Annotated in this window: 13 protein-coding genes; 2 read left to right on the forward strand and 11 right to left on the reverse strand. The window is 68.0% G+C overall.

All coding sequences use genetic code 11. The annotated features are described in order from the left end of the window. Positions 1-7 precede the first annotated feature (7 nt). The 11 genes from TSB10GB4_RS02025 to TSB10GB4_RS02075 form a co-directional block, all read right to left on the reverse strand. Positions 8-946 carry a nitronate monooxygenase family protein gene (locus tag TSB10GB4_RS02025; protein WP_186394357.1) on the reverse strand — a complete coding sequence of 313 codons (939 nt, stop codon included), beginning with the start codon at positions 944-946 and terminating at the stop codon, positions 8-10. Between the two features lie 32 nt (positions 947-978). After that, positions 979-1,773 (reverse strand): enoyl-CoA hydratase/isomerase family protein, encoded by a 795-nt coding sequence (locus TSB10GB4_RS02030; RefSeq protein ID WP_186394358.1) that lies wholly within the window; start codon positions 1,771-1,773, stop codon positions 979-981. Beyond that, a complete protein-coding gene (locus TSB10GB4_RS02035) occupies positions 1,770-3,161 on the reverse strand; it encodes an enoyl-CoA hydratase-related protein (RefSeq protein ID WP_186394359.1) in 1,392 nt (463 codons plus the stop codon). Before TSB10GB4_RS02035 ends, TSB10GB4_RS02030 begins: the two co-directional genes overlap by 4 nt. 11 nt (positions 3,162-3,172) lie before the next feature. Beyond that, positions 3,173-4,381: an acetyl-CoA C-acetyltransferase gene (locus TSB10GB4_RS02040; RefSeq protein ID WP_186394360.1), complete on the reverse strand. Its 1,209-nt coding sequence runs from the start codon at positions 4,379-4,381 to the stop codon at positions 3,173-3,175. Between the two features lie 41 nt (positions 4,382-4,422). Then, on the reverse strand, positions 4,423-6,228 hold the full coding sequence (locus tag TSB10GB4_RS02045; protein ID WP_186394361.1) for a long-chain fatty acid--CoA ligase: 1,806 nt from the start codon (positions 6,226-6,228) through the stop codon (positions 4,423-4,425). Between the two features lie 11 nt (positions 6,229-6,239). After that, the gene (locus tag TSB10GB4_RS02050; protein ID WP_186386758.1) at positions 6,240-7,049 is read right to left on the reverse strand and encodes an ABC transporter ATP-binding protein; all 810 of its coding nucleotides are present in this window, start codon (positions 7,047-7,049) and stop codon (positions 6,240-6,242) included. Between the two features lie 5 nt (positions 7,050-7,054). After that, the gene (locus TSB10GB4_RS02055) at positions 7,055-8,224 is read right to left on the reverse strand and encodes an ABC transporter substrate-binding protein (protein WP_186386759.1); all 1,170 of its coding nucleotides are present in this window, start codon (positions 8,222-8,224) and stop codon (positions 7,055-7,057) included. Between the two features lie 36 nt (positions 8,225-8,260). Continuing rightward, on the reverse strand, positions 8,261-9,304 hold the full coding sequence (locus tag TSB10GB4_RS02060; RefSeq protein WP_186386760.1) for a branched-chain amino acid ABC transporter permease: 1,044 nt from the start codon (positions 9,302-9,304) through the stop codon (positions 8,261-8,263). Between the two features lies 1 nt (position 9,305). Beyond that, positions 9,306-10,187, reverse strand: coding sequence for a branched-chain amino acid ABC transporter permease (locus tag TSB10GB4_RS02065; RefSeq protein ID WP_186386761.1), 882 nt, complete (start codon positions 10,185-10,187; stop codon positions 9,306-9,308). Next, positions 10,184-11,074: an ABC transporter ATP-binding protein gene (locus TSB10GB4_RS02070; RefSeq protein WP_186386762.1), complete on the reverse strand. Its 891-nt coding sequence runs from the start codon at positions 11,072-11,074 to the stop codon at positions 10,184-10,186. Before TSB10GB4_RS02070 ends, TSB10GB4_RS02065 begins: the two co-directional genes overlap by 4 nt. A gap of 199 nt (positions 11,075-11,273) precedes the next feature. Beyond that, entirely contained in the window at positions 11,274-12,050 is a 777-nt protein-coding gene (locus tag TSB10GB4_RS02075; protein WP_186386763.1) for a FadR/GntR family transcriptional regulator, read from the reverse strand. Between the two features lie 759 nt (positions 12,051-12,809). On the opposite strand from TSB10GB4_RS02075, the gene TSB10GB4_RS02080 reads away from it, so the two are divergent. Beyond that, entirely contained in the window at positions 12,810-13,598 is a 789-nt protein-coding gene (locus tag TSB10GB4_RS02080) for a class I SAM-dependent methyltransferase (protein WP_186394362.1), read from the forward strand. Between the two features lie 13 nt (positions 13,599-13,611). Further along, positions 13,612-14,676 (forward strand): prephenate dehydratase domain-containing protein, encoded by a 1,065-nt coding sequence (locus tag TSB10GB4_RS02085; RefSeq protein WP_186394363.1) that lies wholly within the window; start codon positions 13,612-13,614, stop codon positions 14,674-14,676. Positions 14,677-14,724 lie beyond the last annotated feature (48 nt).

A 14,724-nucleotide genomic window follows, 5' to 3' on the forward strand; every position in this document is an offset into this window, starting at 1 on the left:
CTGGCGATCAGGCGTAAGGATCGGAGGCAAGGGCGGCGCAGGCGGCGCGGTATTCGGCGCGCAGGCGCGCGCACAGCTCGGCGGCGGGCGGCAGGTCCGTGATGGTTCCCGTGCCCTGGCCGGCGGACCAGATGTTCTTCCAGACCTTCGCCTCGCTGCCCATGTCGAGCGCGCCCGCATGTTGCAGGTTGTCCGGGTCGAGGCCGGCGCGCTCGATGCTCGGGCGCAGGAAGTTGGCGTTTACCCCGCTGATCGCCGGTGTGTAGAGAATGTCGGCGGCGGTCGCATCCAGGATCATCTGCTTGTAATCATTAACGATCATCGCTTCCTCGGTGGCGAGGAAGCGGGTGCCGAGATAGGCGAGGTCCGCACCCATGGCGCGGGTGGCAGCGATCTGCGCGCCGGTGTTGATGGCACCGGCGAGGATGATGGCGCCGTCGTAGAAGGCGCGGATTTCCGAGACCAGCGCGAAGGGGCTCATCGTGCCGGCATGGCCGCCGGCGCCGGCGCAGACCGCGATGATGCCGTCGACGCCGGCCTCGGCCGCCTTGCGGGCATGGCGCGGGTTGATGACGTCATGGAAGACGAGGCCGCCATAGGACTGAACGGCGGAGACGACATCCGGATTGGCGCCGAGCGAGGTGATGACCAGCGGCACCTTGCGCGCGACGGTCATCGCCAGATCCGCCTCCAGTCGCGTGTTGCTGCGGTGGACGATCAGGTTGACGCCGTAGGGCGCGGCATCGGCATGACCGGAGAGGCGGTCCTCGATCTCGCTCAGCCACTCGCCATAGCCTTCGGTCGTGCGCTGGTTGAGCGCCGGGAAGGTGCCGATCACACCGGCGCGGCAGGTGGCGACGACGAGGTCCGGGCCAGAGGCGAGGAACATCGGCGAGGCGATCGCCGGAACCTTGAGGCGGCCGTCGAATGCGTTCGGCATGGTCATGCGGGAACCCTCCGGTCTGCCGGGCGTGCCGGTTACTCGCCGCGGAACTGCGGCTGGCGCTTTTCGAGGAAGGCCGAGACGCCCTCGCGGAAGTCGCGGGTCCCGGTCATGCGGATGAAGGAGGCGCGCTCGGCCTCCAGATGGGCGGCGAAGGGGCGGTCGAGTGCGGCATCAATGAGCGCGCGAACCGCGCCCAGCGCCTGGGTCGGGCCGCTGGCGATCCGCTTTGCAAGGGCGAGGGCCTCGGCGTCGAGCTCTTCCGCAGGCACTACCTTGTTGACGATGCCCGCCGCGCGGGCTTCCTCCGCGCTCAAGGTCTCGCCGAGCAGCAGCAGTTCCATCGCCTTCGCCCGGCCGACCTTGCGCGGCAGCGCCCAGGTGCCGCCGCAGTCGGGCGAGGTGCCGATCCGATCATAGGCGACGACGAAGCGCGCGCCGGCCTCGGCGATCACCAGGTCGGCACCGAGCATCAGGCTGAAGCCGGCGCCGGCGGCGACGCCCTGCACCTTGGCGATCACCGGGGCAGGGGACTCGCGCAGGGCGGTGAGGGCGGGGTGCAGCGCGTCGAGGAGGTCGTGGACGACCTCGGCGGCGCGGTCCGGATCCTTGCCGAAGGCGGCGACATCGCCGCCGGCCATGAAGGCGCGGCCGGAACCTGCAAGGACGATGCAGCGCAGGCCCTTGGTCGCGGTGACCTTGCGCACGGCCTGCAGGAAAGCGCGGGCGGTCGGTACGTCGAGCGCGTTCAGCACCTTCGGCCGGTTGATCGTGAGGGTGGCGATGCCGGTTGCGGCATCGATCTCGGTGAGCACCAGATCCTCGCTCATGCGACGGCCTCCTTGGGTGCGTGGAACCGGCCGCCGTCGCGGGCCATGGCGGCAAGGCCGACCGGGATTTCCAGCTTGTCGGCATGGCAGGCGGCGACGAACCCGGCCGCCCCTTGGGTGTCGATCAGGCTCAGCGGCCCGCCGGTCCACACGGGGAACCCCGCCGCGTCGATGGCATGGACATCGGCCTCGGCGGCCGAGGCGACATCGCCGCGCTCAAACGTAGCGGCAGCGGCAAGCGCCATGGCGCGCAAGAGCCGCAGGCCGGCGGGGCGCAGGGCCGCTCGCGCGCTCTTGTCGTCGGTGGCCGCAAGGGGCGCGTCGGTCGGCAAGGCGGGCAGCGTGGAGAGGCCGACACCCTCGGCGGCATTGCGGATGAAGGCGGGACTCATGCCCTCAGCCTGCATGCGCAGCGCCTCGGCGTCGAGCGCGTTTCGGCAGGCGTTGGCGAGCGGCCCGTCCTTGTCCGCCCGCGCCCGGCCCTCGCGGGCCAGCACCTGGCGGGCGAAGAACTGGGTGCGGATCATCGCCTGCGCGACATCGCCATGGACGAGATGGCCGAAATACTGGCGCTCAACCTTCAGCGCCTTGTCGATGGGCAGCCGCAGGCCCTCGTAGACGCAGGAGAGGATCGCCTCCAGCGCCGGATAGTTGCGGTGGCCGCGCGCGCGGATCTGAGCATTGGCGAAGAGGAAGACGTTCGACGCTGCCTCGGACGTGACGGCGGGACCCGGCGGGGCGAAGCCCTTGGCGTCCCACGGGGCGGCGGCAGGGACGCGGCCTTCGGTGAGCGCGCGCCGTGCCGCGGCAACCAGATCGTCCGGCTCGGCCAACTCGTCGAGAATGCCGAGCGACAGCGCCTCCTCGGCGGAGAGGCGCTTGCCTTCCAGAAGCAGGGGGAGGGCGGCCTCGATGCCGATGACGCGGGGCAGGCGCTGGGTGCCGCCGGCGCCCGGCAGGATGCCGAGCGTGACCTCGGGCAGGCCGAAGACGGCCTTGGGATTGCGCGCGGCGATCCGGTAATGGCAGGCGAGCATCAGTTCCAGCCCGCCGCCGAGCGCGGTGCCGCTGGCCGCTGCGACGACCGGCTTGCCGCAGGTTTCCAGCGCGCGGAAGGCGTCGGTCATGGCGCGGATGCGCTCCGACGCGGTGGCCGGCGAGGTGCCCGGACCGGTCATGCCGTTCATGATCGCAAGATCGGCACCGGCGATGAAGCTGTCCTTGCCGGACGCGACGATGATGCCGGTGACCGCCGGATCGGCGGCGAGCCGGGCGATCTCCTCGCGCAGGGCTTCCGTGAAGGCCCAGTCGATCACGTTCATCGAGCGGCCGGGCATGTCGATGGTCAGGAGGGCGATGCCGCCATCGTCGATCTCGTGTGTCAGCATGGGGCGCCTCCTCAGATCCGCTCGATGATGGTGGCGACGCCCATGCCGGCGCCGACGCACAGGGTGACGAGGGCGGTCTGTCGGTCCGTGCGCTCGAGCTCGTCCAGCGCGGTGCCGAGGATCATCGCGCCGGTGGCTCCCAGCGGATGGCCCATGGCGATGGCCCCGCCATTGGCGTTGACGATCTCCGGGTCGAGATCGAGCGCCTCGATGAAGCGCAGGGCGACGGCCGCGAAGGCCTCGTTGATCTCGAAAAGATCGATGTCGGAAACGGTCATGCCGGCCCGCTTCAGCGCCTTTTCCGCCGCGAAGGAGGGGGCGGTGAGCATGATCGTCGGCTCCGAGCCGATTTCGGCGAAGGCGCGGATGCGAGCGCGCGGAACGAGGCCGGCGCGCTCTCCCGCCTCGCGGGTGCCGAGCAGCACGGCGGAGGCGCCGTCGACGATGCCGGACGAGTTGCCGGCATGGTGGACGTGGCGGATTTCCGCGAAGTCCGGATAGCGCTCCAGCGCCACCGCGTCGAAGCCGGCCTTCTCGCCGAGGGCTGCAAAGGAGGGCTTCAGCCGGGCAAGGTCCTCGACCGTGGAATTGCCGCGGATGGTCTCGTCGCGGGCGAGCAGCACCTCGCCGACCCGGTCGTGGACGGGAACGACGCTGCGGGTGAAGCGGTCCTCCGACCAGGCCCGCGCGGCGCGGCGGTGACTCTCGACCGCGAAGGCGTCGAGCTGCGCGCGCGAATAGCCCCATTTGGTGGCGATGAGATCGGCGGAAATGCCTTGCGGCACGAAGGTCGTGGCGGCCGCCACCTGCGGATCGGCGCCCCAGGCGCCGCCGTCGGAGAGGATCGGGATGCGTGACATGGATTCGACGCCGCCGGCGACCATCATGTCGGCCTGGCCGGCCATCACCTTGGCGGCGGCCATGTTGCAGGCCTCGAGCCCCGAGGCGCAGAAGCGGTTGATCTGCACGCCTGCGGTCTCTTCCGCATAGCCGGCGGCGATGGCGGCAACGCGCGGCAGGCACTGGCCCTGTTCGCCGACGGGCATGACGATGCCCATCACCACATCGTCGACGAGGGCGGTGTCGAGCGCGTTGCGCTCGCGCACCGCCTCCAGCACCGTGGTGGCAAGGCGGATCGGCGTCACCTCGTGCAGGGCGCCATCGGGCTTGCCCCTGCCGCGCGGCGTGCGCAGGTGGTCGTAGATCAGGGCGTCGGGCATGTCGGGGTGTCGGGCTCCGTTGGATCCGGGCGAGGGATGCGTCAGCCGCTCGGATAGAGGCTGGCGATCTCTCCGGCGTATTTGGTCTGGATGCTGGAGCGGCGCACCTTCATGGTCGCCGTGACCTCGTCGTCGTCGTGGTCCAGTTCCTTGGTCAGCAGGTGGAAGCGGCGGATGTGCGAGACCTGCGCCAACTGGCTGTTGGCGGTGCGGATCTCCGCATCGACCAGTTCGCGCACCGCCGGGTTTTCGGCCAGACTGCGGAAGTTGGTGTAGGACAGGCCCTGTTCCTCCGCCCATTTGGCGACGGTCTCGAAATCGATCTGGACGAGCGCCGCGACATATTTGCGGGCCTCGCCGATGACGATGCATTCCTTGATGTAGGGGCTGCCCTTGACCGTGTTCTCGATTTCCGAGGGGCTGAGATTCTTACCGCCGGCGGTGATCATGATGTCCTTGAGGCGGTCGACGATGCGGAACTCGCCGTTCTCCACCTCGACCACGTCGCCGGTATGCAGCCAGCCGTCCTTCAGGGTTGCCTGCGTGGCGGCGGGGTTCTTGTAGTAGCCGGCGAAAACGGTGTCGCCCTTCAGCAGCAGTTCGCCGTGCTCGCCGACGCGCGCCTCGACGCCCTTGACCGAGGGGCCGACCGAACCCGGCACCAGCCGGCCGAGCGTCTGGCCAAGCGCGATGCCGCTCGATTCCGTCATGCCGTAGACCTCGACGAGGGGCACGCCGATGGTGCGGAAGAAGCGGACGATGCGCGGCGAGATCGGCGCGGCACCGGTCATGGCGACATGGGTGCGGCGCAGGCCGATGTAATTCTGCAGCGCGCGGAAGACGAGGAGGTAGCAGATCGCGAAAAGTACCCGCTCGCTGAGGCTGCGCTCCGTGCGGGATTTTTCGGCGAAGGGCTCGCAGGCGCGATAAGCCCATTCGTAGAGCGCGCGGCGATAGCCGCCGGCCTCCAGCATGCGGATATGGATCGAGGAATGCAGTTTCTCCCAGATCCGCGGCACGCCGAGGAAGGAGGAGGGGGCGACCTCGCGCAGGTCCTCCTGGACGGTGCGCAGGGACTCGCCGAAGCAGATCCGCGAGCCGAGATAGATCGGCGCCATCACCGTCACCATCTGCTCGGCGACATGGCACAGCGGCAGATAGGACAGGTGGACGGACTGCGCGTCGAGGCCGATGCGGTCGGCGACCGCGATCGCCTGGGCGCGCAGGTTGCGATAGGAGAGCATCGCGCCCTTGGGCTTTCCGGTCGAGCCGGAGGTGTAGATCATCAGGGCGATGTCATCGAGCGAGCGGGCGGTTGGCCCGTCTCCGGTGGCGGCCGGGCCAGCGGCGCGCCGCGTCCGCCCGATCTCCTCCATAGCGTCGAAGGAGATGACGAAGTCTCCCGAATAGCCGCGCAGGCCCTTGGTCTCCACCACGACGACACGCCGCAGCTTCGGCAACTGTTCGCGAACCTCGATCACCTTGTCGAGCTGCTCCTGGTCCTCGCAGACGATGATCTCGCTGTCGGAATGTTCCAGCACATAGCCGACCTCGTTGGCCGGGCTGGTCGGATAGACGCCGATGGTGACGCCGCCGACAAGGCCGGTGCCGAGCTGGGCGAGCACCCATTCGACGCGGTTTTCCGACAGCACCGCCACATGGCCACCTTCGCCGAGGCCGAGGGCCACAAGGCCTTCGCCGACATCGCAGGCGCGCTCGTGATACTGGCGCCAGGAAAGGGGATTCCAGATGCCGAAGTCCTTCTGCAGGACCGCCACCCGGTCGGGCGTCGCCTCGGCATGGGCGCGCAGCATCTGCGGCAGGGTGAGTTCGGGGAAGTCGGCCATGATCTCTTGCCTCAGGACAGCCAGCGCTTGCGGCGCTTGTAGTGCTTGATGTCGCGATAGCTCCTGGTGCCCTCGCCGCCGCTGGCGCCGAGGTAGAATTCGCGCACGTCCTCGTCCTTCACCAGCCGCTCGGTCGGCCCGTCGAGCACGATCTTGCCGGTCTCCATGATGTAGCCGTAATGGGCGACGGCGAAGGCGACGGCCGCGTTCTGCTCGACCAGGAGCATGGAGACGCCGAGATCGCGGTTGATCGAGGCGATGATGGTGAAGATCTCCTCGACCAGCACCGGCGAGAGGCCGAGCGAGGGCTCGTCCAAGAGGATCAGCGAGGGCTGGGCGATGAGCGCGCGCCCGATCGCCAGCATCTGCTGCTCTCCGCCGGACAGGTAGCCGGCACGGCCGTTGCGCCGCTCGAACAGGCGCGGGAAATACTGGTAGACGAGGTCGAAGGGCGTCGGCTTGAGCCCGCGCCCGGACAGGGCGAAGGTCGCCGCCGTCAGGTTCTCCTCGACCGTCAGGTCCTCGAAGATGCGGCGCCCCTCCATCACGTGGAAGAGGCCGCGCCGCACCAGGGCATGGGGCGTCAGGCGGGAGATGTCGTTGCCGTCGAAGCGGATGGTTCCCGCCGTGACGGCGCCGTTCTCCAGCGTCAGGAGGTTCGACACCGCCTTCAGCGTCGTCGACTTGCCCGCGCCGTTGGAGCCGAGCAGGGTGACGATCTTGCCGCGCCCGACGCTCAGGGACAGGCCGCGGAGCACCTGTACCGTCTTGTTGTAGACGACCTCGATGTTGTTGATGTCGAGGAGGATGTCCGCGGCCATCTCGCTTACTCCTGCACGCTGATCCAGTCGGACGCCGGCAGCATCTGCTGGGCGCTGGCGTCGTAGCGATAGATGCGGCCGACCGGGATCGAGTTGCCGGGGATCGAGATCGGCACGCCGATGATGCCGCCGGTGTCGAAGTTCTCGATCGAGTTGAGGGCCGCCTTCAGGTTGGGGGCGTTGAGCTCCTGGCCCGCCTCCAGCGTGCGCTTGGCCGCCTCGGTGAACAGCATGGCGGTGAGGAAGCCCTGCATGTAGGGCGTCGACTGGTACTCGGGGCGCATCTCGCGGATGCGGTCGAGCATCGGCGCGTTGTCCGCTTCGTCATAGTAGTAGCGATAGGGCATGACGCCCATGAAGCCGTCGGCGGCCTCGCCGACCTTGCTCCAGATGCTGGCATCCATCGACCAGAAGGTGCCCATGAACTTGGTCTCAAGGCCAAGCTGCTTGGCCTGGGTCATGAACTCGGGCAGCGGCGCCAGCACGTAGCCGTGGAAGATGGTGTAGTCCGGCCGGGCGCGGCGCAGCTTCAGCACCTCGGTGGAGACGTCGACGGCGGTCGGCGGGGTGATGATCTCCTCGACCACTTCGAGGCCGAGCTCGCTGGCGCGCGCCTTGGTGGCGGCGATCGGGTCGCGGCCGAACTCGGTGTCGGAATTGACCAGCACGATGCGGGCGCCCGGCTTCTCCTTGGCGATGTATTCCAGCAGGATGCCGGTCATCTCCGAATAGTCGGGGCCGGCCATGAACTGATACTGGAAGGCCTTGGGATCGTTCAGCTCGGTGGCGAAGGAGGCGCCGGCCATGATGGTCGTGCCCATCCGGTCGAGCTCGCCGTTGATGGTCTTGGCGAAGCCGGTGGAGTCGCCATAGTAGAGGTGGATCGTGTTCTGGCTCGTCAGCTTGTTGAAGGCGGCGACGGAGGCGTCGACCTTGTAGCCGGTATCCTCGTAGGCGAGGCGCAGCTTGCGCCCCTGGAGGCCGCCGGCCTCGTTGACGATCTTGATATAGTCCTGCATGCCGGCCTCGATGCCGACGCCGGCGAAGGCGAAGACGCCGGTGAGCGGGATCGAACCACCGATGACGATGTCGTCCGCGGCCGCAGCCGGCAGCGCGGTGGCGATGGCTGCCGATGCCGACAGGGCAAGCAGCGTTCTCCTGGTAAAGCTAAGCATTGTTTCCTCCGGTTTTATCGCGTGACTTTTGGTCATTCACTTCTTGAAGGGCCAGAGATGGAAGTAACGCCGGGTTCTCTGGACGATTTCGGCAAGTCCCTTCGGCTCGAAGATGAGAAAGCCGACGATCAGGAGGCCGAAAACGATGGTGCGGACGGGCGAGAGCATCGCCGCCGCGTTGGGAAGGACAGGGGTGAGCCAGTCGATGCCGAAGCGCAGCAGCTCCGGCACGAGGGTCATGAAGACGGCGCCGAGAATGGCGCCGAGGATCGTGCCCATGCCGCCGACGATGATCGCGGCGAGGAAGAAGATCGAATAGACGAAGGGGAAGCTCTCCGGCGTCACCACGCGGAAGAAATAGGCCCACATGCCGCCGGCGACGCCGGCATAGAAGGACGAGATGGCAAAGCTCGTCAGCTTGTAGCGCAGCAGCGAGATGCCCAGCACCTCGGCCGAGATGTCGCGGTCGCGGATGGCGATGAAGGCCCGTCCGACGCGGGTGCGGAAGAGGTTCGCCGCGCCCAGCACCATCAGCGCGGTGATCGGCACGAAGACGAAATAGAGCTGCTTGTAGTCGGTGAGCGGCGTGCCGAGGAAGGTCGCCGGCGTCAGCGTCAGGCCGCTGTTGCCGTTGGTCACGCTCTGCCAGTTGACGAAGACGAAATGCAGGATGATGGAGGCGGCGATGGTGGCGATGGCCAGATAGAGGCCCTTGACCCTGAGGCTAGGCAGGCCGACCAGCAGGCCGACGGCGGCGGCAACGATGCCGCCGGCCACGATGTTGAGCAGGAAGGGCGTGCCGAGGCGGAGCTGCATCCAGCCGACCGTATAGGCGCCGACCGCCATGAACGCCGCCTGGCCGAGGCTGACGAGGCCGGTATAGCCGGTCAGGATGTTGAGACCGGTGGCGCTCGCCACGTTGATGGCGACAAGGCAGGCGAGATAGAGCCAATAGTTGTCGAGCATGAACGGGGCGATGCAAAGACCGAGGGCGAAGAGCCCCATCCACAGGCGCTGCGGCCGGGTGGTCAGCAGCGCCTCGTCGGCCTGGTAGCTGTGCTTGGCGGTTCCGATCTTCATGTCAGAGACGCTCGATTTCTGTCGTGCCGAACAGTCCGTAGGGACGGATCATCAAGGCGACGAGGAGGAGGCCGAAGGTGGTGACGAGCTTGAATTCGCCGCCGAGATAGGTGCCGGCCCAGGCCTCGATGAGGCCGATCACGAGACCGCCGACGAGGGCTCCGGCGACGGAGTCGAGCCCGCCGACAATGACCACGACCAGAGCGGAGAGGCCGAACACGCCCATGGCTGGCGAGATGCCGCCGATGGAGCCGAGCAGCACGCCGGCGCCGGCAGCGGTGCCGCAGCCGATCACCCAGGCGAGCGAGAAGACACCAGGCACGTTGATCCCGCAGGAATAGGCCGCGGCCTGGTCGGTCGCCGTCGCCCGCAGCGCGACACCGCCGCGCCAGTAGCGGAAGAGGACGAGGAAGACCGCGATGACCACGGCGGCAACCGCGAAGGCGATGGCGATCTTGCGCGAGACATAGGCCTCGCCGATGAAGATCGGGGTGTTGCCCATGAAGGCGGGCAGGGCGCGCGGGTCGGTGCCCCAGATCAGTTCGACGAGGCCGACCAGGATCGAGCCGAGGCCGATGGTCACCATGAAGACGGCAATCGGGCTCTCGCCGAGCATCGGGCGGATCAACCCGCGCTCGACCACTGCGCCGACGAGGCCGCCGCCGGCGATGGCGAGCGGGATCGCCGCCCAGGCCGGCAGGCCGAACCCGGCGGCGAAGGCGAAGAACAGGTAGCCGCCGAGCATCAGCATTTCGCCGACGGCGAGGTTGATGACGCGGGTCGCCTTGTAGATCAGCACGAAGGCGAGGGCCGTCAGCGACAGCAGCGCCCCCGAACCGAGGCCGGCCAGCGTCACCTCGAAGAAGAACAGAAGGTCGCTCATGCCACGTCCTCGCGCCTGTCGTCCGTGGGCGCACCGGAATTGCCGGTGGTTCCCGTTTCGCCCTTGAGCCGGGCCATCAGCGCCGCCGGGTCGCCGCTGCCGAGATAGGCCTCGGTGACATGCGGGTCGGCCTGCACCTCGTGCGGCAGGCCGCGAGCGATGACCTCGCCGAAATTCAGCACGACGACATGGTCGGAGATGTCCATCACCATGCCCATGTCGTGCTCGACCATCAGGATCGTGGTGCCCCATTCCTCTTTCACGTCGAGGATGAAGCGGGCCATATCCTCGGTCTCTTCGCGGTTCATGCCCGCGACCGGCTCGTCGAGCAGGAGGATGCGGGGGCGCATGGCGAGGGCGCGGGCGAGCTCGACCCGCTTCTGCAAGCCGTAGGAGAGCGCGGCGACCGGCATGTTGCGGATGTGGTCGATCTCGAGGAAATCGATGATGCGACGCTCGACCTCGGCGCGCAGTTCCATCTCCTCGCGCTGGGCCGGCCCCCAATAGGCGAGGGCCTGCAGCAGGCCGGTCTTCATATGGGCGTGGCGGCCGAGCTTGATGTTGTCGAGCACGGTCATGCCGCGGAAGAGCGCGATGTTCTGGAACGTGCGGGCGAAGCCGAGGGCGGCGCGTTCGGGCGGATGCATCCGCGTCACGTCGCGTCCATCGAAGCGGACGCTGCCTTTCTGCGGCTTGTAGAAGCCGGAGATGCAGTTGAACATGGAGGTCTTGCCGGCGCCGTTCGGGCCGATCAGCGCGGTGATCGAGCCGGGCTCGGCCGAGAAGGACACGCCGCGCAGCGCCTTGAGGCCGCCGAAGGACAGCGACAGGTCTTCCACCTCCAGACGGGCGGCGCCGGTCGCGCCACTGTCGAGCGCGCCCGTCATCGGCATACCGTCCGGGCGCTCGTGGGGACACTCCGCCCACGTGCCAACGTGATGGGGCCGGCCGATTGCGGCCGGTCGTGCAGGACGTTCGACATGTTCCTCCCCGATGTCTTCCTTGCCGGTGCGTCGCCTGCCGGTCTTTTACGGGTTTCTTTTCTCGATCTTCCGCGCCGCCCCCTCCAGGGCCGCCCGCCTTACCTCATGCGTATTGCCGGACGCTCGACAGCCTCTCGAAGATGCTCTCCACCGGCTCGTCGATATCTCGGCCCGCGCGTTCGAAACCGCGCTTCCAGTCGACCACGTGCCGCCGCATCCAAAGGCGCGCTTCCTCCTTGTCGCGCGCGGCAACGGCATCGATCAGTCGGCGATGGGCGGCGACCATGCGGCCGGCGCCCTGCGGCACCCGGCGGCAGATCAGCTCGGATGTGGGAAAGAACAGGAGCGCTGCCGGCTCACGCGCCAGTTCCAGCACCCGGTTGCGCGAGGCCTTGGCCAGCAGCGCATGAAACTCCGTGTCGAGGCCGGCAAGGCGGACGGGATCGCCCAGCGCCGCCTCGGCCAGCGCCTGGTTCTCCTCCAGCGCGGCAAGGTCTTGCTCCGAAGCCTCGTCGACGGCGGCGTCGATGACGCCGAGTTCCAGGATCACGGCCGCCTCGAACAGCTCACGGAACGTGACCTGATGCAGCACCAGCGCCCGGCTCATGCGATCCGACAGCTTGCGATAATGGGGAAGGCAGACATAGAGCTTGCGGCCGGCCTCGCGCTGGACCAGTCCCGCCTGCTCCAAGAGGCGGATGCCCTCGCGGACCGTCGAGCGGTTGACGCCGAACTGGCGCACCAGCACCGCCTCGGTGCCGATCTCGTCGCCCGGACGCAGCCGGCCGGCCATGATCTCGCGCTCGATCGCCTCCGCGACCATCTGGTAGGCGGACGGCACCTTGATCTTCTCGAAGCGCCCTGGCTCCGCCAACGACATTCTGAACGTCTCCTCCCGAACGCTCCGGCATCGCACGTCTTGATGGCGCGTATTGTCGGTTCGTCCCTTTGTCCGACAAAGCTTGGCATGAGCCTGAACCGGCCGTCAAGTGGAGATTTCCGAGCATCAACTCGAGAAAATGTCCGGCGAGAGGGCCCGTCCGTTCGAAATTCTGGCCTTTGCCGGTTTGTCGGACAAATGGGCCCGGGAGGCGGCGGGGGGCTTCTGTCAGCGACTTGCCAAGGTGTGGCCACAACGCGCCGGGACGGGCGCCAAAGGGAGGGGCTGCTCCTGCTGGCCCAGGCGGCGCCTGCCCGCTCCTGCCATGCCTGCTCCTGACATGCCCGCTCCTGTCGTTTCGCCCCTCCCGGACCGTCGGCCGACGAGGTGTCCGGCGATCGGCAGTCTCCCGCCCCTGCTGCCTCTGGTTGATTTGCGGGCGCCTGCACAAAGATTTTGCAGTGCAAAAAATGATTGCATATTGCAATTGACAAGCAAATAAAACGCTAGATATCGTCGTGATACTGCAAGGGGGAACTCGCCGGAAACGGCCATTCCCCTCGGCGTAAGTGTCCATGACAGAAGTGTCGGTACTTGCCGGCTCCTCACCGCGGGAACCTGGCGCAGGCCGGGTTCGGGTGAGGCTGGGCGGGGGCGCCGGGCACAGAGGCGAGGGCTCGACACAACAGGGCCGTCAAAAGAAGTCGGGGAGGAAAGCGTCCGGATCGGATCCATCGAAAGCCACAGGGAGCTTGCACCATGTATGCCGATGCCAAGTCCGTGGAATTTGTCGGAAAGCGCTCCGCAGACTATCGCGATGCACTGTCGCTCTACGCGGATGCCTGGTTGCCGGATATCGCCTGCATGAAGCGATTCCTGGCGCCCGCCCCCGGAGAACACATTCTCGAAGTCGGTGCCGGAAACGGCTATTTCAGCCGGGCGATCGCTGCTGCCATCGGTCCGAGCGGCCTGCTCGTCGCCAGCGACCCGTCGGTGGAGCAACTGGCCAATCTGGGGGCGGAAGCGCCCTTCGGCAACATTGTCGTCGTGCCTGCCTCGGCGGACACGCTGGATGTCGGCCATGACGGGTTCGACGCGGTCTGGAGCCGGGGCGCCATTCATCACGTTGCCGACAAGACCTCCGCCTTCCGGCGCTTCAACGAGGTCGCGCGTCCGGGAGGGCGGCTCGTCATCGCCGACATTTTCGCCGGCACGCCGCTCGCCCGCTATTTCGATGCCTTCATCGCGCGGAGCTGTTCGACCGGCCACGAGGTCGCCTTCCTGTCGCGGGAGTTCGCCGAAAGCCTGTGCGAGCTGACCGGCTGGGCGCCGCCGGTGTTTCACGAGGTGGTCACCCCTTGGGAATTCGCTCGCAAGGAGGAGATCGGCCACTTCCTGCATCTGCTGTTTTCCGCCAAGCCCGGCTATTCGCCGCAGGATTGCCTGGAGGCGGCGGATCACTTCCTGAGCGTCACCGAGACCGGATCCGGCTGGGCGCTGATGTGGCCGATGACGGTCATGACCAGCACGCGCCCGGCCCATGGCTAGAGCGGAGGGCGCCATGATCAGGTCGGGTCAGGTGGCCCCGTCCGGCGCCGGCGAGCGCCGCAGCGGGCCGGGACATCGGCGGCTTGCCCAGCCGCCACGGCTGCGCGTGCTGGGGCGCGGCGGCGGTCAGGCGCGCCTCACGGGCACTGCGGGCCGGACAGGCGAGGCGGTCCGCCTCGGCGAGGGTGGCTTCGCGCCGGCGAAGGTCGTCTATCACGGCTCGGCAGGGGCCTTCGCCCATATCGCCTGCCGCTCGGCCTTTCCCGAGGCGGAGGCGGTCGGACGGACCAGTCTCATGGGGGTGATCGAGGCGGTGCGCAGCGGTGCTGCGGAAGCGGCGGTGCTGCCTTGCGAGAACGTGCTGGTCGGCCGGGTGCCGGACATCCACCTGCTGCTGCCCGAAAGCGGGCTGGCGATCGTCGGGGAGATCTTCGAGCGGATCGAGCATCATCTGGTCGCCCCGCCCGGCTGGCGTCTCGATCTCATCCGGCGGGTGCATTCGCACCCCGTGGCCCTGATGCAGGTGCGCCGGTTTCTGGCGACCCACGGGATTGCCGGCGTGGAGGCGCCGAACACGGCGATGGCGGCGGCGCTGGTGCGGGAGCGGGCCGACCCGTCGGAAGCGGCGGTGGCCTCGGAACTGGCGGCGGAGGTCCACGGACTGTCGATCCTCAAGCGCAACATCGAGGACGACCCGGCCAATCGGACACGCTTCTACGTGCTCGCCGCCCGGCCCGTCATGCCGGCGGCGGACGTGCCGGAGCCGATCACCAGCCTGCTGTTCGAGCTGCGCAACGAACCGGGGGCGCTGTTTCGCGCGATGGCCGGTTTCGCCGGGGAGGGGGTCAACCTGACCAAGCTCGAGAGCTACCTCGTCGGAGGGCAGTTCGTCGCCACGCGCTTCTTCTGCGAGTTCCAGGGGCATCCCGAGCAACCGGCCGTGCGCCGGGCGATCGAGGTGCTTCGGCGCAACACGACCCGCCACGCGGTGCTCGGCGTGTTCGCCATGCATGCCCAGGGCGCAGGCCTGCGGATCGCGGCGGCGGAACACGCGCCGGACAGTCGAAAAGGCATTTGAAAACGAGGGCGATCGATCCAGGCGTCGCGATGCCTGGTCGTCCGGGGA

This window comes from Stappia sp. TSB10GB4, from assembly GCF_900185745.1.
Classification (GTDB): domain Bacteria; phylum Pseudomonadota; class Alphaproteobacteria; order Rhizobiales; family Stappiaceae; genus Stappia.

Excerpts from the sequence above, each read along its gene's own strand:
- TSB10GB4_RS02060 (WP_186386760.1), bottom strand. The coding sequence starts at position 9,304 with ATGAAGATCGGAACCGCCAAGCACAGCTACCAGGCCGACGAGGCGCTG.
- TSB10GB4_RS02030 (WP_186394358.1), bottom strand. The coding sequence starts at position 1,773 with ATGAGCGAGGATCTGGTGCTCACCGAGATCGATGCCGCAACCGGCATC.
- TSB10GB4_RS02065 (WP_186386761.1), bottom strand. The coding sequence starts at position 10,187 with ATGAGCGACCTTCTGTTCTTCTTCGAGGTGACGCTGGCCGGCCTCGGT.
- TSB10GB4_RS02055 (WP_186386759.1), bottom strand. The coding sequence starts at position 8,224 with ATGCTTAGCTTTACCAGGAGAACGCTGCTTGCCCTGTCGGCATCGGCA.
- TSB10GB4_RS02040 (WP_186394360.1), bottom strand. The coding sequence starts at position 4,381 with ATGCCCGACGCCCTGATCTACGACCACCTGCGCACGCCGCGCGGCAGG.
- TSB10GB4_RS02080 (WP_186394362.1), top strand. The coding sequence starts at position 12,810 with ATGTATGCCGATGCCAAGTCCGTGGAATTTGTCGGAAAGCGCTCCGCA.
- TSB10GB4_RS02045 (WP_186394361.1), bottom strand. The coding sequence starts at position 6,228 with ATGGCCGACTTCCCCGAACTCACCCTGCCGCAGATGCTGCGCGCCCAT.
- TSB10GB4_RS02050 (WP_186386758.1), bottom strand. The coding sequence starts at position 7,049 with ATGGCCGCGGACATCCTCCTCGACATCAACAACATCGAGGTCGTCTAC.
- TSB10GB4_RS02035 (WP_186394359.1), bottom strand. The coding sequence starts at position 3,161 with ATGCTGACACACGAGATCGACGATGGCGGCATCGCCCTCCTGACCATC.
- TSB10GB4_RS02075 (WP_186386763.1), bottom strand. The coding sequence starts at position 12,050 with ATGTCGTTGGCGGAGCCAGGGCGCTTCGAGAAGATCAAGGTGCCGTCC.
- TSB10GB4_RS02025 (WP_186394357.1), bottom strand. The coding sequence starts at position 946 with ATGACCATGCCGAACGCATTCGACGGCCGCCTCAAGGTTCCGGCGATC.
- TSB10GB4_RS02070 (WP_186386762.1), bottom strand. The coding sequence starts at position 11,074 with ATGACGGGCGCGCTCGACAGTGGCGCGACCGGCGCCGCCCGTCTGGAG.
- TSB10GB4_RS02085 (WP_186394363.1), top strand. The coding sequence starts at position 13,612 with ATGATCAGGTCGGGTCAGGTGGCCCCGTCCGGCGCCGGCGAGCGCCGC.